General features: G+C 43.9%; 18 protein-coding genes. 15 read left to right on the top strand and 3 right to left on the bottom strand.

The genetic code is table 11. From position 1 onward, the window contains the following. Window positions 1–73: 73 nt before the first annotated feature. The gene (locus ABRS97_RS10320; protein WP_367813485.1) at window positions 74–643 is read left to right on the top strand and encodes a hypothetical protein; all 570 of its coding nucleotides are present in this window, start codon (window positions 74–76) and stop codon (window positions 641–643) included. Window positions 644–717: 74 nt separating this feature from the next. Here ABRS97_RS10320 and pdxR read toward each other — a convergent pair whose 3' ends face one another. Next, window positions 718–2,133, bottom strand: a complete 1,416-nt coding sequence (gene pdxR, locus ABRS97_RS10315) for a MocR-like pyridoxine biosynthesis transcription factor PdxR (protein WP_367813483.1) — start codon at window positions 2,131–2,133, stop codon at window positions 718–720. A 115-nt stretch (window positions 2,134–2,248) separates the two neighbouring features. Here pdxR and ABRS97_RS10310 point away from each other — a divergent pair, with 115 nt between their 5' ends. After that, entirely contained in the window at window positions 2,249–3,427 is a 1,179-nt protein-coding gene (locus ABRS97_RS10310; protein ID WP_367813482.1) for an MFS transporter, read from the top strand. Window positions 3,428–3,661: 234 nt separating this feature from the next. Here ABRS97_RS10310 and ABRS97_RS10305 read toward each other — a convergent pair whose 3' ends face one another. Continuing rightward, on the bottom strand, window positions 3,662–4,420 hold the full coding sequence (locus ABRS97_RS10305) for an SDR family NAD(P)-dependent oxidoreductase (protein ID WP_367813480.1): 759 nt from the start codon (window positions 4,418–4,420) through the stop codon (window positions 3,662–3,664). A 135-nt stretch (window positions 4,421–4,555) separates the two neighbouring features. On the opposite strand from ABRS97_RS10305, the gene ABRS97_RS10300 reads away from it, so the two are divergent. The 9 genes from ABRS97_RS10300 to ABRS97_RS10260 all read left to right on the top strand — a co-directional run bounded on the left by ABRS97_RS10300 (window position 4,556) and on the right by ABRS97_RS10260 (window position 13,552). After that, window positions 4,556–4,927: a MerR family transcriptional regulator gene (locus ABRS97_RS10300; RefSeq protein ID WP_367813478.1), complete on the top strand. Its 372-nt coding sequence runs from the start codon at window positions 4,556–4,558 to the stop codon at window positions 4,925–4,927. Between the two features lie 403 nt (window positions 4,928–5,330). Further along, window positions 5,331–6,293, top strand: coding sequence for a helix-turn-helix transcriptional regulator (locus tag ABRS97_RS10295; RefSeq protein WP_367813476.1), 963 nt, complete (start codon window positions 5,331–5,333; stop codon window positions 6,291–6,293). A 110-nt stretch (window positions 6,294–6,403) separates the two neighbouring features. Beyond that, window positions 6,404–7,030 carry a type 1 glutamine amidotransferase family protein gene (locus ABRS97_RS10290; protein WP_367813474.1) on the top strand — a complete coding sequence of 209 codons (627 nt, stop codon included), beginning with the start codon at window positions 6,404–6,406 and terminating at the stop codon, window positions 7,028–7,030. Between the two features lie 91 nt (window positions 7,031–7,121). Continuing rightward, on the top strand, window positions 7,122–7,409 hold the full coding sequence (locus ABRS97_RS10285; protein WP_367813472.1) for a hypothetical protein: 288 nt from the start codon (window positions 7,122–7,124) through the stop codon (window positions 7,407–7,409). A gap of 79 nt (window positions 7,410–7,488) precedes the next feature. Then, on the top strand, window positions 7,489–7,770 hold the full coding sequence (locus tag ABRS97_RS10280; protein ID WP_367813470.1) for a hypothetical protein: 282 nt from the start codon (window positions 7,489–7,491) through the stop codon (window positions 7,768–7,770). Between the two features lie 633 nt (window positions 7,771–8,403). Next, complete coding sequence (locus ABRS97_RS10275) at window positions 8,404–9,297, top strand: AraC family transcriptional regulator (RefSeq protein ID WP_367813468.1); 894 nt, start codon at window positions 8,404–8,406, stop codon at window positions 9,295–9,297. Window positions 9,298–9,406: 109 nt separating this feature from the next. Continuing rightward, on the top strand, window positions 9,407–11,125 hold the full coding sequence (locus tag ABRS97_RS10270) for a glycoside hydrolase family 13 protein (RefSeq protein WP_367813466.1): 1,719 nt from the start codon (window positions 9,407–9,409) through the stop codon (window positions 11,123–11,125). Then, window positions 11,119–12,789: an alpha-amylase family glycosyl hydrolase gene (locus tag ABRS97_RS10265; protein WP_367813464.1), complete on the top strand. Its 1,671-nt coding sequence runs from the start codon at window positions 11,119–11,121 to the stop codon at window positions 12,787–12,789. Before ABRS97_RS10270 ends, ABRS97_RS10265 begins: the two co-directional genes overlap by 7 nt. Before the next feature lies 1 nt (window position 12,790). Next, the gene (locus tag ABRS97_RS10260; RefSeq protein ID WP_367813463.1) at window positions 12,791–13,552 is read left to right on the top strand and encodes an SDR family NAD(P)-dependent oxidoreductase; all 762 of its coding nucleotides are present in this window, start codon (window positions 12,791–12,793) and stop codon (window positions 13,550–13,552) included. 320 nt (window positions 13,553–13,872) lie between these two features. On the opposite strand, the gene ABRS97_RS10255 is transcribed toward ABRS97_RS10260, so the two are convergent. Further along, window positions 13,873–14,337, bottom strand: coding sequence for an ATP-binding cassette domain-containing protein (locus tag ABRS97_RS10255; RefSeq protein ID WP_367813461.1), 465 nt, complete (start codon window positions 14,335–14,337; stop codon window positions 13,873–13,875). Window positions 14,338–14,546: 209 nt separating this feature from the next. Between ABRS97_RS10255 and ABRS97_RS10250 the strand changes: the two genes are divergently transcribed. The 4 genes from ABRS97_RS10250 (at window position 14,547) to ABRS97_RS10235 (ending at window position 20,679) form a co-directional block, all read left to right on the top strand. Continuing rightward, the gene (locus ABRS97_RS10250) at window positions 14,547–16,862 is read left to right on the top strand and encodes a glycosyltransferase family 2 protein (RefSeq protein ID WP_367813459.1); all 2,316 of its coding nucleotides are present in this window, start codon (window positions 14,547–14,549) and stop codon (window positions 16,860–16,862) included. After that, window positions 16,859–18,463, top strand: coding sequence for a chitinase (locus tag ABRS97_RS10245; RefSeq protein WP_367813457.1), 1,605 nt, complete (start codon window positions 16,859–16,861; stop codon window positions 18,461–18,463). The genes ABRS97_RS10250 and ABRS97_RS10245 overlap by 4 nt, the downstream gene beginning before the upstream one ends. A 297-nt stretch (window positions 18,464–18,760) precedes the next feature. Further along, window positions 18,761–19,594: a helix-turn-helix transcriptional regulator gene (locus tag ABRS97_RS10240; protein ID WP_367813455.1), complete on the top strand. Its 834-nt coding sequence runs from the start codon at window positions 18,761–18,763 to the stop codon at window positions 19,592–19,594. A 95-nt stretch (window positions 19,595–19,689) separates the two neighbouring features. Then, window positions 19,690–20,679, top strand: a complete 990-nt coding sequence (locus ABRS97_RS10235; protein ID WP_367813453.1) for a quinone oxidoreductase family protein — start codon at window positions 19,690–19,692, stop codon at window positions 20,677–20,679. Window positions 20,680–20,707: the final 28 nt, after the last annotated feature.

The raw sequence follows: 20,707 nt of genomic DNA, 5'->3' as shown, positions 1-20,707 counted from the left end.
GATTCGATACGAATAATGAGGGAACCTGATCTTTCGTAAAGGATGATCAGCCAATGAAAAGGGGGCAATGAAAATGTCCAAAAGTAAATTAATTTGGATTCCAGCAGTTCTTGTTACATGGATAGCATTAGGTTTATTGATTTACTCTTATTTTGTTGAACACGTTATTACGGGGCGTAATCCGACAGCGGAGCTGTTTAATAACTTCGGCAGGGTTGCTGTTTTCCTTGGCGCGGCCAGTTTTCTTTGGCTTCGTTTTAAGAATTTACGAAAGTCGTCTCCTTTCTTTATTCGGAAGCTTAGCAAATGGGTTCGCTCTATTCATGAGCTTGCAGGGTACCTGACTATTGCTGTTATTGTTGCACACGGAGCCTACTTCTTATTTTTCACGGCGCTCAAACCGGAGACGTTCGTCGGACTTGCGGCATTTGCCGTTCTGCTAGCCATCGGGGGCTATGGAATGCTGATTAAACAGGTTCGAAACGTGTGGATGCGAAGTGTTCACCGTATGCTGAGTATCGCTTGGGTTCCATTTTTGCTTATCCATGCTGGAGGTGCTTTATTCATCGCATCACTCATCTCCGCGGCGATATGTGGAGCTGTATGGATCATTGTAAAAATTACAAAATCAGCTCCGCAATAGTGTGAAAAACGCTACTGAAACGCAGCTAAAATGAGGCACAATCGGGTGCCTTTCAATTTCTCCGTTCTTCGTTGTTACAACTCCAAGATTGCGGCTAGCTGTCTAATTCCTGTCTGTATGGAGGCTTCATCCGTCTTGGAAAATCCAATTAATAAACCTTTGCGCTGAACTTGGAAACAGTAGGGCTGCAGTCCGTGTAAACCTATCCGTCGCTGCAACGCCGCCTCAATAATTTTAGCTTCTTGGAATCGCGTCTCCCCCTCCAATAAAACATTTAACCCCGTTTCCGCCCCTACCAGCTGTAAGCGTTGGAGAATCTTATATTCATGCAGTGACGATAACAACACATCATGTCGTTTGCGATAAATTCTACGGAGCCGGCTTAAATGTTTAGCGAACAATCCGCTAGCGAAAAATTCCGCTAGAGTTTGCTGCTCCAGAATAGAAGCCTGTCGTTCCGTTATTCGCATCACATTAGCAATACGATCCAACGCTTGGGCAGGTCCAACAAGTGCAGATAGCCGTAAGCCAGGGGCTAACAATTTAGAAAAGGATTTTATGTATAGAGTGGTATGCATGGCGCTGGAATATAGAGTTGGCAGCGGACTGCCATGATAACGATATTCACCGTCATAATCATCCTCGACGATCCAAGCGTGGTGTTGATTGGCGAATGCCACTAATGCCATTCGTCTGGGTGCGGACATGACGATACCTGTGGGACGCTGATGAGCTGGCGTGACGAAGATAAGCTTGGTCTTGGGATGCAACAGGTCAACTCGTAGACCATGCGCATCAACTGGAATGCAATCCACGATCATGCCGCGAAACAAAAATCCTATCTGTGCAGCAGGGTAACCAGGATCCTCAACTGCGACCCGATCACCAGGGTTTAGCAGTCCCTGCGCGATCAAATCAATAATACGTTGTGTACCCGGTAGCAGCATAACCTGGGCAAGTGATAGGTGTAAGCCCTTCTCCAAAGCAAGGTATTGACGAATTTGTTGGCGTGCTTCAACTGCTCCCCTAGCATCTGTGTAGCCCCAATCGCTATCTTTCATCCTTTTCATAGCGGCTGCTGAGCTGCTTGCCCATGCATTCATAAAGATGTGGTCAATGTAAGGCTCGTGATGCATGAAATGAATATCGACGTGATGGGACTTCGGAATTCGCAACCAATCTATTGGCTGGGAATTCTGACTATTGTCGATCTTTGGTGGGTCAAGTTGGGGAATCTTTTCGGTGGGATATGTTAATTCAGCAACTCTTGTTCCACCCTTGCCAAAGGTAACTAAGTAGCCTTGTGCAACTAGTTCTTCGAAAGCTAGCTGTACAGTAGATCGTGATACTCCTAGTTCCTTGGCGTACACTCTGGAAGGCCAGATCGTTTCATTGGACTTCAACTGGCCTTTGCGTATGGCTTCGAGTAAAGCATCGGCTATCTGTAGCCATAATGGTTTTTTGATTGTACGATCCAGCGAAATGAACATATTACACCAACTTAAGCTGTTTATGGATTGCAATAACGATATGATTATGGCTATAGTATAACATCCATAATTTGTTTATGGTTAGATCAGTAAACAAGGATGTGGTGATGAGAACATGAATAGAATGATCATAGTGGCGGGGATATTCTTCGTTACGGCTAGTGTAAATGCACAGACTCCCTTATACAGTGCTTATGCGGCGCAGATTGGATCTGGGGTATGGCTTTCGACAACAGTCTTTGCTGCCTATTTATTAGGTGTGCTTCCTGTTATTGTTTTCTTGGGAGGGGTTTCAGAGTATTGGGGTAAAAGGAATATATTTCTAATAGGTATGACTGCCAGCTTCTCAGCAAACTTTCTATTAGTTTTGTTTCCAAGCTTTCAAGTCTTGCTCCTATCGCGCATTTTGGAGGGGGTCGGTGTCGGGCTTACTTTGGGTACGGGTACGGCTTATTTAAGTGAATATCGAGGTTCATCTAAGAGCTCCAACCAATCTGTCAGATGGGTTGCTCTAAGCAGTGCATTTGGATTCGGAAGTGGTCCTGTGATGACAGCGGGCTCGCTATACCTGCATGATTCAATAATTCCTTACTCTTATGTGGTACTGCTGATTGGTATTGGTATCTGTATGGGATTCCTAGTTACATTGCCCAATGATCGCACTTCTCGAAAGCGACCTTCTTTGTTACAAGTATTTCATACATTTAAAGCTCCTTTCGTTCCTTCAGGGTCTTTGATTGCATGTTGGAGCATTTGTACAGCATGGGCGGTGGCAGGTGTAGTTATCGCAATCGTGCCTATACGCTTGGAGACAGTTGGATTAAAGGGATTTGCTCCATTTTGTATTTTTCTTGTGACTGCTACCGGTGCCGTGATTCAACCGTTTATTTATCGATTTCGATATGAACATGCGGTACAAGCGGGCTGTGCTTTATTGGTACTGGGGTATACGATCTTGTTGGCTGGAATGAAAATAGAATCTCCTCTGTTGCTTATGTTGGGGAGCACGATTTCGGGTGCAGCGGCTTATGGATTTATTTATTCAGCGGGGGTGGGAAGAGTATCAAAAACTTCAGGTGACCATAAAGCTCGAGCGGTTTCTGGATTTTTAATATGGGCATATCTCGGGTTATGTTTGCCGAGCTTTGGACTTGGATATCTGATCGATCTAGCAGGAGCTAGTGTGGGCTTGGTAGGCTTTGGGGTCGTTCTTACGGTAGCTTGCATTATTTTATCATCAAGGGTAATAAGACAAGGAAATGAAAAAGTGATCTATCCAGAGAGGTCTCTCTAATGGATCTTACTTTGGGATCACCCCCTTGAATTGGATTACGACATTTGCGTTAATGTTAGCCTCATTATCGGAACAGTATAAAGCCAGCAATTTATCATGGACAGTTAGTTAAGAGCTTAAAGTTAGGGCACCTTCATTAGAGGGTGTCCTAACTTCGCTGATAAGCCTGTTAAGCGGGAACCATACTACAAATAGGGCGGAATTCTAAAGTCTGCGGAACCGTATCATTAGAGACTATCTCGTTCTCTCTACATAATTTAAAAGGGTATCTCTCAGCGCAAACTCATACGTCAAACCATCCACAATTCCCACAACGTAATTGCTATCATACAAGTCGAGCATGAATGTAGCCATTTCCTTTGCGGTATGGAACTTCGGCACAGTGCCGTGATATTCAAATTCCGTGATGTCGAAAGAACGCTTCGCGAATTCTGTTTCTGTTGCAGCAGGTGCCAACACTTTAGCTTGCATTTGTGCACCTTGACTTTTCAACTCATGGGATAGTCCTTCAGTAAAGGCGCTCACATAAAACTTGGTCGCGCAGTACGTAATGGCATTTCCAACAATCGTGTAACCGCCACCCGATGAAACGTTGATTAATTGTGTTCCTTCAACATGGGAGTAATCACGAACGAAGAGGGAAGATAGTATGGTTAACGCTTCAATGTTCAGATGCAGCATTGTAGTTATCTTATTTAAATCTTGCATGGCCACGGAGGCAAAGTTGCCGAATCCCGCGTTGTTGATCCAGGTTTCGATTTGAAACCCTTGAAGGCTTTCGTAAAGGTTATACGCATTATTGGGAATGGATAAGTCAGTCGTGCGAATGATAACATCTACCTCAGGATAGCTACGAGCGATTTCAGACTTTAATTCCTCTAGCTGTTCCTCTCTTCGGGCTGTAACAATTAAGTTTTTCCCTCGTGATGCAAAAGCTAGAGCTGTTTCATAGCCTATACCTGAACTGGCGCCGGTAACTACAGTATATTTCAAGTGATTCCCTCCTTTGTATTCAACAAGAATGCAACAATGATTTGAGTATAAGGCTTAGAGTTTACTCTAAGTCAAATGTTTTTTATAATCATGGGAGAATCTGAAAAGTCAAAAAATAGGATGGGGAGGGGTTGTATGTACACGATCAGTGAGGTAGCCAAGCTATTGGGAATAACCACACATACACTGAGATATTATGAGAAGGAAGCGATCAGTGCTCCGATGCGTAATACGAATGGGGAAAGAATGTATGATGACTCCCATCTTGCTTGGCTGCGATTTGTGATGAGGTTGAAACAAACCCAAATGCCGATCGCACGAATTAGAGATTATGCCCAGTTATATATAGAAGGAGAGCATACGGCCCAAGCCCGCTTAAACCTTCTTGAAAGCCATAGAGATTCTGTTGAGAATCAAATCAAAGACTTAACAGCCACAGAGAAGATGCTGAAAAACAAAATTGCAGCCTACAAAGAATTTATTAGTAAAAGGAACACAACCTGTTGACCTTAACGGAAAAGAAAAAAGGCTCTCGCTGAAGGTGGATGCGGTGATGCTGAATGCCCAAAGAAGGGCTTAAGCATGCGGCACATGTGGAATCAGTCATATTGATGGAATGGGGGAGCGTGCCTAAATAGGCTGCGCTCCTTGTTATATGAAATGTATAATGGACTTAATATAAGACTTTTTAAAATAACAGCTTAGAAAGGATGGAGCAAACTTAGAGGAAAAAGCACCTTGTCCTTCACTCCGGTAACACTAACGGAGTTGATTACTAATAACAAGGAATTCAGGAGTGTATCAACACTACAAGGATCAGAATAAAGGAATACAGTGGATTAGCAAACAAATCACTTAAGGTGCTTGTTAGAAGTTAAGTATAGTGGTAATCAAAGGTGAGGGTTATGTTATGCCAAAAAATGATAATATGCTAACAATTCTATGGATGTTGAATTCGGGGGAGAAATTGACTGCAAAGCAAATATCGGAAAAGTTAGAGATAAATATAAGAACAGTTTATCGGTATATTGATGCACTATGTGCCAGTGGCGTCCCTATCATATCCGACACAGGGCACAATGGCGGGTACAGCTTGCTGCACAATTTTATCAAATCTCCTCTGCTATTTAGTATTGATGAAAAAAAGACACTGCTTCATGCTGCCCTATTTGCAAAAGAAGCCGGATATCCTTTGAGTGAGGCATTAGAGAATGCAACATCCAAGTTGAAAATGTATTCGAATCAGGAGCAGGAAAGTATACTAAGCCATCATTTAGCCGGATTTGAAGTAATAAACCGCAGGGGATACCCCGCTATTCAGCCGGTATTGCAGGAATTGGAGCACGCTGTAGCAAATGAATGGTCTGTAGAAATTTCTTATCGTAACAGTCATGAAGAGCAGTCCCCAAATAGGGTAATAGACCCCTATGGTGTGGTTAATTGGAACAATAAGTGGTACACAATTGCATATTGCCACCTGCGGAATGAGATCCGCAGCTTTCGGGTAGAACGAATTCTGAACATCACACGCACGCCATTCTCATTTAGGCGTCCCAATGAATTTTCAGCGCGTACTTTTTTTATGAATAATCTGTTACCAGATGTAGCAGGTAAATCTGGATACATTTCTTTAATTATTAGTGGCAAGGCAGAGGCGTTGGATGATCTATGCATACATTGGTTTTTGGAGCATCATTTGCAGGAGCGGACATCGACGCAAGCCATTTTTTTACTTGAGGAAGAAGCACTGTATACACATGTTCCGTTAATCATTCTTCCTTATGGGAAATCCATTCGAGTTATAGAGCCACAGAATCTAAAGAATAGACTTGTGGCGGTTGCTTCAGAGTTAATGGAATATTATCAAGTTTAACAGCTTCACTGACAGCATTTGTCAGTGAAGCTGTTTTATTATAAGGATAACCACTCATTATAGATGAATGGTTGCTGTTACCTAATAAACTTGATGAGGAGCACTTAGAAATGAATAATACCGTATATCTTTATGTGTTTGATACCATGTCCGATTGGGAAATAGGTTATTTAGCCGCCGAACTGAACTCTGGAAGATACTTCAGACAGGGGCTGGCTCCTGCCAAAATAGTCACCGTTGGGATAGAAAAGACTCCAGTAACTACAATGGGCGGATTGAAAATAATGCCTGACATCAAAGTGGATGAGTGCAGCATTAAAAGCGTAGATGCACTGATTTTACCTGGTGGGAATACATGGACAGAAGCTATTCACGTACCCATATTAAAAATGGCCGAGATTTGTTTAAAGGAAGGGATAGTCGTTGGAGCAATTTGCGGCGCTACCTTAGGACTTGCTCAAGCAGGATTGCTGGATTCACATTGGCACACAAGCAATGATTTGGCCTACCTTAAAATGGTTTGCCCTTCTTACACGGGAGAAGAATATTACAAAGTGGAATCTGCAGTCACCGATGGGAAATTGATCACCGCATCCGGAGTAGCTCCATTAGAATTTTCTGTTCATGTTTTAAAAGCGCTAGATGTGTTTTCTCCAAAAACATTAGACGCTTGGTATCGTCTTAATAAAACTCATGAACCTAAATATTTCTACGAGTTAATGAATTCAATCCAATGACAGTATAGGAATACAAGGCATGTTGAATGTGTGTGTCGCTTATCAGGATATAGTTTATTGGAGCCACATTTACCTATAAGACGAAGCTCAGGTGCTATTAGCGCTTGAGCTTTATATGACGGTTATTGCTAATCCATGTAAAGATGTACATGGATCGAATCGAAATTCTCTGATTGGGCTTGCTCTGAACGACACCCAAACGCAAATGCTTTTGTCTATCATAAGACGCCACTGTAAGCTCGGCGTCGAGCATGGCAGAGCCGATACGACACCAGAGCAGTGGCAGCAAATCCGCGAAAAAATTCAGTGTTTACTTTCGATGCGCGATGATCTTATTGCGGAATGGAGAGCAGCGGAAAAAAACGAGCTTGAATCGTGAACGAGCGCGCAACTGCATATTGCCAACTATCCCCTCCCAAGGTAACATGAACAACAATTTACCGTGGGAGGGGATTTTGTTGCCGCCGCAGCCTTTACCGGATTGGATGAAGCCCGCGCTTGATGAGCGGTTTAATGAGTTGGCACAAATCGTTAGTAAATTGGATGAAGCCGTCCTGCTGCATGATAAACAAGTAGAGGTCGAGCAGCAATTAAAACAAGAGCTTATATCTATGCAGTTTCAACTCATCCTAGAATGGGAAGAAACGCTGAACTATCGGCATACGATGGCATTGGAATGGATGTACCATGCCGGACTTAAAGATGGCATTCAAATGGCACGAATCTTTTATAGTCAGTGAGTATCAAGAATGAGAGCGAGACGTGGGCGACTAATGCCTAACGCCTCGCTCTTATTTGCTTTCTCAGCTGAGGGTCATACATGAGACGCATAGCTGCTTAATGTTTCTCAATAGTCAACGAAATGTAAAATATTTACATAATGTTAATAAGCCGCGATATATACTAAAACGGTGAGTTATTTTGTACTGGGTTATGTTTCAATGTGCTCAGACAGTTAGCTACGGAAAAAGATAGTATATTCATGCAAAAGAGATATATTCGATGCAGTTCGTTTGGTGGATAATATGCTTTATGCTTCGATAACGGCTTCACTATTCGGGTATAAATCAAGGGCAGTCTCGTTGGCGTTTTGGGGAAAATTGTGGATGTTCAGGGTAATCGTGTTTTGATAGAATGAAATAAGATCTTATGAGAATGAAATGTCCCAAACGAGCACTACTACGGGTGCTGATTAAGGAAGTCCACATGGAAGCTGACCGCAAAAGAATTAAAAATATCGTCTTCTGGTTTACGGAAGACGATTCTTTTACGGATTTTGCTTTACCAGTTAGCGATGCGCGGAGAACCGTACCATAAATGACGGCGAATTTTTTTAATCTATGAATTAACTCTGCTCTGGAGGTATCTAGCTCATGGAATTAGTTAAAGAGCCAATTCTTTATAACAACCCACTACTTCGTATTCAAGTGCTTAGCTTTCACAGTACGGCAATATGTCAGCATGGGTGGCATTTTCATCCGCAGCTAGAGATTATTGCTGTACGATCTGGGAGAATGGAAATCCATACACCAGCTGAAGTTTATCACTTACGAGCGGGTGATGTGTTAATTTTAGGTTCTTGCCAACCCCATCTCGATCTAAGAAAAGAAAACGAAGTTGTTGATTATGTTGTGATCCAATTCGAGCTGGAGGCATTCTTAGATTCCAACATGCTTCCTTTCCTTTATTTGTTTCAGGAGTCATTGCTGCCTTTGGTAAGGTTAAACTCATTGTCTAGGGATAATTCGGAATTGCGTCAACAATTATACAGCACGGTAATAGAATTGCAGTGGGAACATGAACAGAAGCAAAGAGGCTATGAGATGGCCATTAACTATTTGGTAAAGAAATGTCTTTTTTTATTATTACGTCATGACAATGAGGGGTTATTAGAATATAACCGATCGATGAACTATGCCAAGCTAAAGTTAGTCTTTGATTATGTGGAAGCGCATTTATCCGATAAAATAACGGTTGAGCAGGCTTGTCTTCTTGTCAATTTCAGCTATACCTATTTCCTTAAATATTTTAAACAGACCCTAGGCATTACTTTCACTGAGTATGTCATTCATCGCAGAATCAAATATGCAGAACGCCTGCTTCTGACCGAAGATCTCAGCATTGCCCAGATTGCTGAGCAGGTCGGTTTGCCGAACCTATCACATTTCTACAAGTTGTTTAAACGAGTTCATCATTGTTCCCCTAAAAGCTTTAAAGACACCATCATAGCCAGAGCTAACGAAACCATTCATGGTAGTGGCGGATGATCACAACAGAATAGCATCATTATGGAGTAGTATCGGATATTGGAAGCCTGTTTCAATACAGATACGATAGAAGAAGAGATTAAATATAAAATCTTCGAGGTGACTTCATATGGTGCAAGAAGCAGATTATAAAAGAAAATGGTGGAAAGAAAGTGTAGTGTATCAAATTTACCCGAGAAGTTTCATGGATACCAATGGAGATGGCATTGGAGACCTTAAAGGAATTACTTCGAAGCTTGATTATCTACATCATTTAGGCGTTGACGTGATTTGGATCTGTCCCTTCTACAAAACTCCAAACGATGATAACGGTTATGATATTAGTGATTATTATGCTGTGTCTGAAGAATTCGGAACTATGGAAGATTTTGAACAATTATTGGCGGAAGCTCATCGCAAGGGGATCAAGGTTATCGCCGATCTCGTCTTAAACCATACTTCGGACGAGCATCCATGGTTCGTAGAATCCCGTGAATCCAAAGACAGCCCTAAACGAGATTATTACATATGGAAAAAAGCAAAAGAAAACAAAGAGCCCCCATCGAACTGGGGATCATTCTTCGGCGGTTCTGCATGGGAATATGATGAACAATCAGGGGAATATTATTTGCATATTTTCAACCGAAAGCAACCGGATCTGAATTGGGAGAATCCGCTTGTAATTGAGGAGCTTCATCGAATGGTACGATGGTGGCTTGATAAAGGCTTGGATGGCTTTCGTATCGATGCTATCAATCATATCGTCAAGATGGACAATTATCCAGATGCAGAAGCGCCAGCTCATGAGAAAATCGTATCCGCGCATCATTTATTCTCAAATCTGCCCAAAGTACACGATCATATTCAAAATCTCCATCGAGAAGTGTTTAGTCACTATGACATCATGACCGTCGGGGAAGCCGCAAACACGGGTCCAGAAGAGGCTTTGTTGTATGTGGATGAAAATCGGGACGAGCTTAATATGGTTTTTCACTTTGAGCATATAAGCATGGACAGCAACAATGGAGGTCTTGAGGGCTGGGAGAAGACTCCTTGGCAATTGTCTCAGCTAAAAGAAATAATAAACCAATGGCAAACCAAGCTACACAATAAGGGATGGAATGCTAACTTCTGGAGTAACCATGATCAGCCGCGCGCTGTTTCTCGTTTTGGTAATGATCAAGAGTTCCGTATAGAGTCGGCGAAGCTATTGGCAACACTGATGTTTATGCTGGAAGGCACCCCTTATATCTACCAAGGGGAAGAAATCGGCATGACGAATATAAAGTTAGATTCTATTGATGACTATCGAGATAGCGTTACCCATCATTTTTATCGTCTGGCCCAAAAGGAAGGTTGGACGGAGAATCGGATCATGAGGGCCATTCACCAATCAAGCAGAGACAACGCCCGAACGCCAATGCAATGGAATGATCATTCTCATGGTGGGTTCACAACCGGAACGCCATGGATTCAAGCTAATCCCAATGCGAGCTGGATTAATGTGGAGTCTGCTGAGAAAGAACCAAATTCCATATTGAACTATTACAAGAAATTAATTTCTCTTCGCAAACAGCATCTCGTTGCAGTCTATGGCAAATATGAACCCATTCTTCTTGATCATTCGTCCATTCTAGGCTTCACAAGGACTTTGGGAAATGAACAACTGGTCGTTGTTATGAACTTCTCAGCCACATCGGCACACCTGGAAATCCCTGGGGTGCTAGCTGACAAATCTATTGGATTACTGCTATCCAATGTAGAGTCAGCTACGGATGAAACGTTAGTTGATGGCCGTCTTCAGCCCTATGAGTCAAGAATCTATTTAAAGGAGGTCATACCATGCTGACTAAATTTCCAACAAAGGGATCTAAAGGCGTACGATTTGTTTATTATACGGATACTCCTGTTGATAGTGTTGCTCTAGCAGGGACTTTTAATAATTGGAATGGCGATAGAAACTACATGAACAGAATGGAAGATGCGACAGGCTGGGAGATTGAATTACCTATTCTTAAGGGAAGACATCTCTATAAATTTGTGGTGAATGGGGAAGCGTGGATTTTAGACCCGTTGAATCCGAGTGTATCGGAAGATGGGCAGAATAACTCTGCGATTACGGTAACTGAATATGGTGATGTACTGATCAGAACAAATGAGATTTCAAATCATCACCCGGGATATATGTATGAGAACTTTACAGCCCTTTCTAGTCCTGAATGGATTAAAAAATCGGTCATTTATGAGCTTCATCTCCGCGCGTACACAGAAACCGGTTTCCAAGGACTGGCTGATAAGATAGACTATTACAAAGAACTGGGAATCAATACGCTTTGGCTGATGCCGTTTAATGAAGTGGGACATGAACGTAGGATTGGTAAATACGGTGACCCCTATGCGGTAAAAGATTTTTATTCGATAGATCCAGAATTCGGGACCAGAGATGATTTATTGTTATTTATGCGCAAAGCTCATGCGAACGGGATCAGGGTCATTTTGGATTGGGTCTTGAACCGCACCAGTAGGGATCATATTCTGACAGAAAGTCATCCGGGCTATTTTACGCATAATGAACAAGGTGAGATCTACTATGATGTGCCTAATCGTGAATATTTTGCCGGTCTGGAATTTAGCAGTCGCGACATGAGGAGATATGTAATTGAGGCTATGAAATACTGGATTACCGAGTTTGATTTTGACGGAATTCGATTGGATGATTCGGACATTACTCCCTATGATTTCCTCGTCGAGATCAAGCAAGCCCTGCAGGAAGTCAAAGCTGATCTCATCCTGATCTCTCAGTCATACGATGAATATCATCATCTTGAATCCTGTGATTTGACCTACAACGGGAATCCTCGCATTCTTATTCGTCAGATGATCGAAAGAACGATTACACAGACTGATTTTATAACGATTTATAACTCTTACAAGTACAGCTTTCCTAAAAATGCTCTAAGGATGAATTGGCTTGAGGACAAAGAACAGTCCAGAATCTGCGAGTATTTAGGCATGGAGCATGCAGGACCTGCTGCTTCGATCTTACTGACGCTTGAAGGTGTTCCCCTCATCATGATGGGACAGGAATTTAATGAGAATACAATGGAAACATGGACGTCCTTATTCGATGAGTATAAACTCAACTGGGATTCGTTTGATGCAAGGATGTTCGAGCACTATAAATTCCTGATCCATCTTCGAACCAATATTCCGGCTATGTGGATGGGAGAATTAACGTTCATTCGTAATTCGGAAGAGATGGTATTATCCTACATAAGGCAGCAGAATGGCATCAAGTTTATGATTATCGTTAATTTGTCAGAGGATGCTTTGCTCGTTCATTTTGATAAGGAATCCCTAGCAGACGAATTTATCAAAGATAGGAGAAATATGCTCTACCGCACGGGAAGTGACGATCTTCACACCGAGAAAGATTCTTCAGCATTATGGGTGAATAGCTATGAAACTATCATATATAAAATGGGTGAATGCATGAAAGAGGGGGGCCTCTAGGATGTACCCGCAATTTGATTTGACTGGCAAGGTTGCCATGATCACAGGAGCTAGTAAAGGGATCGGGTTTGGGCTTGCAAAAGCAATGGCTCACGCTGGCGCGAAGGTTGCTGTTGCAGCAAGAAACAGGGAACAACTAGATCATTTAGTATCAGAAATCCGGGCTGACGGAGGCGACGTTGTAGCTTTCACACTGGATGTTCGGGATGTTAAGGAGATCGATTCGGTAATAAATCAGGTGAAGATGCAATTTGGAAGATTGGATATCCTAGTTAACAATGCCGGACTGGGCGCTAATCATCCAGCAGTCGATGTGACGGAAGAAGACTGGGACAATATGATGGACGTTAATCTCAAAGGCTTGTTTTTCTGTTGTCAATCGGCAGGGAAGATTATGCTTGCTCAGGGATATGGCAAGATCATAAATATGAGCTCACAGGCTAGTGTCGTTGGCATAGTAGATCACGCTGTTTATTGCACCTCCAAGGGCGGGGTTAATCAGCTGACGAAAGTTCTGGCATTGGAATGGTCTGCTAAGGGCGTGAATGTGAACGCAGTCGGACCAACCTTTACATATACGCCAGGAAATTCAGAGCGTCTGGATGATCCCGCTTATTTAGAAGGGGTACTGGCGAGAATACCTAATCAACGTTTAGCAGAGATTAGTGATGTCGCAGGTGCTGTCATCTATCTTGCTTCACCAGCAAGCGATATGGTAACGGGTGTCACTCTAATGGTTGATGGAGGCTGGACTGCGCAGTAAATGACTTTGACCGGTATCACAAGTAACGGCGAATTTTTTTGGCAAAAGCCCTTATTTGACGCGGAAATCACTGCGAGTCTTTTGAAGCACTCAGGCGATCCTGCTTGATGACAAAGCTAGGCTAACGGGGTTTTGAACACACTAGAAGTCCTTCAACCGCCATCCGGCGGTGAGGGACTTCTTCTTCTGATTCCTGCAGCTACCGTGCTCCCACATGCTACATCTTAATGAACCTTCCCGATACGGGTAGTGTGCCGATTCCACCAAGGAGAACAGTCAAAGCGATTCGTGCCCGTTTCGCAGGGCAAAGATCATTGTCCTCATCCTTTTCGATTTTTTTGGGAATCCTGACTTAGATTAAGGCGCGTCTTGCCCACCAGGGATTCCATACCCCTAGAGAGCTGGCGGATTTTCTTGTTTGGGTTGAGGTTGAAGGTTCTAAGCAGTTCATGGGCGAAAGACCAATCCCAGTACTTGTGAAACACGGATGCAAGCTGCAGGATCTCCATAACTTTCGCGCCGCTAAAGAATAGATTTTTCTCCCGTATATAGCAGACGTCTTGAGGAGTTTCCCCTTTCTGGAGCCGAGACCCTGCGATTTCGATTTGACCGTAACTGGGGAATATGCCGCCTGTGATCATATTCAGTAGAGTCGTTTTTCCGGCTCCGTTGCGACCAAGCAACCCATAGATGGTGTTCTCGTTCAGCTTCATTTCGAGATTGCTGACAGCATCATTTTTTCCGTAGCTTTTGGTTAGGTTCGAGCAAGCAAGAATTGTGCTCATTTCCGATCATCTCCCGCCCAACAATCACTTATCTGGACATTCAGATTTCAGAAAAATGAATCCTTAAGAATGACCGAACCTAGTTCTCGAAATCCAGAATATAATTAGAACTCTGTCCATATTATTTACAATCAAAGACAACCAATAGCTGTCGGGCTTTATAAAAGTCTTGGTGTAGATATCATGTTGAAGGAGGTCTAACTCATAAAATGATACGTTTTCGACGCACTAGGAAACTGGCACGGAAACGGCAGTGGGGTACGGAGCGTCACTCAACGCCACTGTCCATTTTTCATGACAAGCCGTCCACCCGGAAAATGGTATATAGCCGCTTAGCTATTATTTTGACTATCGGATTTTGGAGTGTTTATGTAATAACGACAATTATAAAGCAGTATTTCAAGGGTCCGAATACGTTTCAGTTCGTGATGGAGTCTCTTGGATATCTGATCATTGTCACGCTTCTGACTTTTTCAGCCCTAATGTATCTCCTAGCACGACAGGGTGCCTTGCAGCGATTTAGTAAACATGTACGTGTACCTCGTGCTGAGATTGATAGATACTTCGAGAAGAACCAGCCGACGATCACCGTATTGGTACCGTCATATGATGAAGAGCTGGAAGTTGTTCGAAAGACCCTGTTATCTGCTGCTCTACAGGAGTATCCCCGTATTCGAATCGTTCTCCTTTTGGATGACGCCCCATACCCGACTGACCCAGCAGCTTCAGCTCGACTCAACGCCACTCGGCAGTTGGCTAAGGATATCACTGATTTATTTGCTGACCCCCGTCAGCTGTTTGAGTCCAAACTTGCAGAATTCCTTCGCGAACAGGCATCGTCATCGCATATTAGGCTGGCAGTTACGAAGGAACTGGCTGAACACTATGCCTGGGCGGCGAATTGGTTAGATCAGTTGGTCAAGAAGGAAGAGATGGGTGACCATGTCGGGGAATTTTTTGCAGGTGAAGTGGTGGGTGGTTTATCAAAGGAGTTGCGCTTGGTTCATGAAGCTTTGATTGCCTCCTACAACGAAAGGGTGAGTCTTCCCGTTTCCAGGGTCAGTCAGCTCTATCAACGTTTGACCTGGATATTTCATACGGAACTGGATGTCTTCGAACGGAAAAAATTCGCTTCATTATCTCATGAACCCAATAAAGCCATGAACCTTAATTCCTATATCGGACTTATGGGCCACACGTGTAATCAGGTACATACGCCGGATGGTCCTATACTGGTGCCCGCGACCGAAATTCGGAACGGCGAGAGTATTACATTTCCGGATAGCGAATTCGTACTTACCTTAGATGCAGATTCCATACTGCGTCCCGGTTACTGCTTACGCCTGGTCTATTTCTTGCAGCAACCGGATAATGCCCGCGTTGCGGTCGTTCAGACACCATATTCTTCATTCCGCGGAGCCGCTACCCGCATTGAGCGGATTGCTGGAGCTACAACAGACATCCAACATATTTTGCACCAGGGCATGACTTACTATAACGCAACATTCTGGGTCGGAGCTAATGCTATTATACGGAAATCTGCATTGGAAGACATCGGTGAGGCGGAATGGGTGGGCGGCTTTGAAATAAGAAGGTTTATTCAGGACCGCACCGTTATCGAAGATACGGAATCTAGTGTCGATCTAGCCAGACATGATTGGACGCTTATCAACTATCCAGAACGTCTAAGTTACAGCGCAACACCGCCTGATTTTGGTTCGCTTATTGTACAACGACGTCGATGGGCGAATGGGGGGCTTATCGTCTTGCCGAAGCTGTGGTCTTTGGTTCGAGATCGTAAAAGACAAGGAAACGTGGTATCGAAGGCCGAGATATTACTTCGTTTGAACTATCTGGCTTCCATTGCGTGGGCAAGCTTTGGGTTGGTATTTATGTTAGCTTATCCCATAGACGGGCGCCTCCTGAGTCCATTTGTACTTTTTGCGGCGTTGCCATACTTCTTAGCGATGTCCAGCGATCTAAAATATTGCAGCTATAAACGGAGCGACATCTTCAGGATTTACGGTTTCAACTTAATACTCTTACCCGTGAATTTGGCTGGCGTGCTGAAATCCATGCAGCAGGCCTTAAGTGCTAAAAAAATTCCATTTGCTCGGACTCCTAAAATTAAGGAACGTACAGTATCTCCAATGCTGTACGTTATTTCACCATATCTCATTATTGGAATTTCACTGTTTATTTTGTGGCGTGGCATCGTGCTGCAGAACTGGGGAAATGCTGCTTTCGCAGCATTCAATGCAATCACAGCTGCATGGGCTATAGTGGAATTTATCGGCATCAAAAATACAGTTGTTGACGTATGGCTCAGCATCATAAATTGGTTATACGTTCCGGTAAAGAAAAAGCAGACGGATCAGGAGAAGGAGCATACACAACGTCTTGGCTGGCAAGCAATTCTTTATCACGGCGATGCCGAGATGCGGCTGTCTGATCATGCATCCCATCAGCTTACATTGACTACCCTAACACCACACTTAGAAGAAAACGAAGTGATGTCCTCATGACCAGCGTCGCGAAGAGTTTAGTAGAGGAACGGCGATTATCGCCATTGCGCTTGATACTTCTATGTATGGTCCTTGCTGGTCTTATCACCTTTGGTATCTTCGGTGCTACTGGTCTTATGGGAAATTTGTGGTTCGCTCGGGCTGCAGTGCAGAATCAATGGTTTGCACCCTACGTTGACGTTACGGCTACCCCCATGTTTATGTTCCAAAACCTAGGCTCCACCGAACATAAGGACGCTGTTCTTGCATTCATTGTTTCTGATCCGACAAATCCTTGTGCACCATCCTGGGGCGGTACTTACACATTGAATCAAGCCAGTGAAAGTCTCGATCTAGATCGACGCATGGCTCGGTTACAACAACAAGGGGGGAGTGTTGCCGTTTCCTTCGGCGGTATGAAAAACAATGAACTGGCAGTCGGGTGTACAGCCACGGATAAACTCTTATCCGCATACCATTCGGTTGTTGACAGATATAATTTGAATACAATAGACTTGGATCTCGAAAATGCTGGACTTACGGATACTGCTGCTGGCAGCCGTCGTGCTGCGGCAATTGCCAAATTACAGTCAGAAAGACGGGCAGCTGGCAAGCAACTGGCGGTATGGGTGACACTACCTGTCTCGCCTCAAGGTTTGAGTCAGGATGGTACGAATGCTGTCGCACAACTGCTTAAGGATGGCGTCGACCTAGCGGGAGTAAACGCGATGACGATGGATTACGGTTCAAGTCTATCGTCGGATCAGACGATGCTGACTGCTTCAGAAAGCGCTTTAATACAGACTGAACGCCAACTCAAGATACTTTACCAACAGGCAGGTATGCCCCTAAGTGATACAACCTTATGGTCGAAGATTGGCGCAACGCCCATGATCGGCCAAAACGATTATAGAAACGAGGTTTTTACCTTGAATGACGCGCAGGCCCTAAACAAGTTTGCTCTTTCTCATGGTGTTGGCCGGATGTCCATGTGGTCGGTTAATCGGGATATTATGTGTGGAAGTAATTATGTTGACGTTAGTATGGTTTCAAACGCTTGTAGCGGCGTGCAACAAACGCAGTACGGCTTTTCTGATTTACTAGGTATGGGTTATAAAGGGAATATTGTTACGAGTGCTGGTCTCATAACAACGTCAGATCAAGTGTCGGCCAGTCAACAGGAACCTGATGACCCGGCGACAAGTCCCTATCAGATATGGTCACCAAAGGCCATATACCTTACCGGTCAAAAAGTCGTTCAGCACCATAACGTCTATGAGGCTAAGTGGTGGACAAAAGGCGACGTTCCTGACAATCCGGTTCTTCAGTCATGGCAAACGCCATGGAATCTCATAGGGCCGGTATTGCCTGGCGAAAAACCGATTCCACAGCCTACAGTACCGAAAAACACCTATCCTTCCTGGTTAGAAGCGGCTATATATGATGCCGGTCAGCGGGTAATCTTCGAAGGAGTACCCTATCAAGCCAAATGGTGGAGTCAGGGTGAAAGCCCCGCTTCTGCATTATCAGATCCTGATAGCTCCGCATGGGCGCCACTCACACAGGCCCAGATAAATGCTATAGTATCAAAACTACAAAAAAGGGCAGCAAAAGGACAGTAATTACCATGGGTTAACCAGGGCCCATAAAATGATGAAGCTACTAGCAAAATGTAGCCCACCTAGTAACGAGGCTGGGCTGCATTTTTTTGTTTTTGACGGTTGTACCTTTAAAATCACTTTAGAACCACGTTACCAAAAAAGGGAATGGACTTTTTCTGAAGAATAGTTGTTACAGAGTGGGGCGTTTACTCATTTTTCGAATAAAGCGTTAGCAGATATTGTTGGGATCTACCAAATCTTATTAAGATGCCTCTTGAAAACAAGCGCTGGATAAATTCTGTTGTAAGGTGTGGTTAAATGGTCTTGGAAAACGAAAAGATTAAAATACTTGGAGACTTTTTGAAATCCCGCCGAGAACGGATCAAACCGGAACGAATAGAGATTGCTAGCCGATTTGGAAGAAGGAGAACGCCGGGATTACGTAGAGAAGAGGTTGCTCAGCTTGCGGGAGTGAGCATTACTTGGTACACCTGGCTGGAACAGGGCAGAGTTGCTTCCGTATCAAGGGAAGTCATTGAGAGCGTCGCACGCGCCTTGCAGTTATCTACGGATGAACAGGTTCATTTGCTTCGATTGGCCGATTACGGAGGAGAGAGGAACGCTAGTTCGAATACCGGGGAGGCATACCCTGAACTTCAGACCATTATTGACCAAATAAATTACCCCGCCATTATTGCAAATCATCGAACTGAGGTGCTGGCTTACAATCGGATGGCAACCGAAATTATTACGGATTTCCATGCCATTCCCGCTGATGAGCGCGTAATGACGCGATTAATATTTGCAGATCCAAATCTGCGTGAGCAGCTGGTAAACTGGAATGAATTTGCGAATTATACGATGGGCGTATTTCGGATGTATTATGACCAAAAGGCCGGCGATCGTTGGTTCGAGGCTTTCGTCCAGCAGATGTGCCTCGAATGCGAGGAGTTTCAGCTGTTATGGAGATTGCATAATGTTCAGCAAAAGAAAGCCACCCTTTACACGTTTGATCATTGTGTCGCTGGGCGACTGTTTTTCCAATTGAATACTTTTTCTAATATTAATGGTGATGAAGACCTTCATTGTTGCATATTTACTCCTATTGCAAATACCGGTATGGAAGAAAAATTAGCGGAGTTGCGAAAATAATCCTATTAGTCGGGATACCTGTATAAAGGCAAACTGGTTGCCTCCTTGGATACGAAATATAATGAGCTCATTCCCAATCTAGGAGGTCATTGAAAATGAAAGCCATTGTAATCGATCAACCAGGAGGACCAGCAAGTTTAAAATGGTGCGAGAAGCCGGATCTGCAGCCGACCCCTGGTATGCTTACCATTGATGTTGCATATGCCGGAGTTGGTTATTTTGAAGTGCTGCTGAGCCGTGGCGAATTTATGTCGGATTTTCCAATGCCGCTTACTCCCGGTTTAGAAGTGTCTGGGCATGTACGTGCCATTGGGGAGGGTGTAGAGGGGTTCTACGTCGGTCAACCCGTTGCATCTATGACGCTGCTTGATTTTAATGGGTTTGCATCTATGGCAAACGTACGACCGGAGTTGACGGTTCCGCTGGATCAATTAGGAGCGGATCTTGACTTGGCGACAGCGGCAGCATCAATTGTAAATCTGACGACAGCTTACCTGGCAATCAAAGATGTGTATAGAATGAGAAAAGGTGACAACGTACTTGTTCATGCGGCCGTAGGCGGGTTGGGCGGCTTTTTAGGACAAGTTGCAAAACGTTTGGGAGCCGGAAAAGTATGGGGGACCGTTGGAAGCCCAGAGAAAGTCAAGTTTGCCGCTTCCTTCGGATACGACGAATTATTTGTCCGGTCCGATTTTGTTGAGCAGACTCTGAAGGCTACAGGGCAAAAAGGCGTTCATGCTGTCTTTGACCCGGTCGGGGGAAGCATGCGTAAACAAAGCTTAGAGGTGCTTCGCCCGATGGGCCATTTGATCGTTGTTGGAAACGCCAGCGGCGAACAGGATGTCTCGCATTCTTTTAACCAAATATGGTTTTCCAACAAGCAGTCTGCTGGTTTTACATTAGGCGGATACGCCGAAAGCAATCCTGCAGAGACCGGGAAAGCGGCACGGGAAGCGCTAAGCATGCTGGCAAGAAAAGAAATCCAAGCTGAGATTCATGGCGTGTATCCTCTGGAAAAGGCGGCAGAAGCTCTTACACATTTAGAACAAAAAAACACTGTCGGTAAACTCGTTTTGCAAATATAAACTCGAAGTAACCTCAAATAACTCACTG

Origin of the sequence: Paenibacillus tabacirhizosphaerae, from assembly GCF_040812395.1 — a bacterium.
GTDB lineage: Bacteria > Bacillota > Bacilli > Paenibacillales > NBRC-103111 > Paenibacillus_E.
This window is presented reverse-complemented; position numbering and strand designations above follow the sequence as displayed.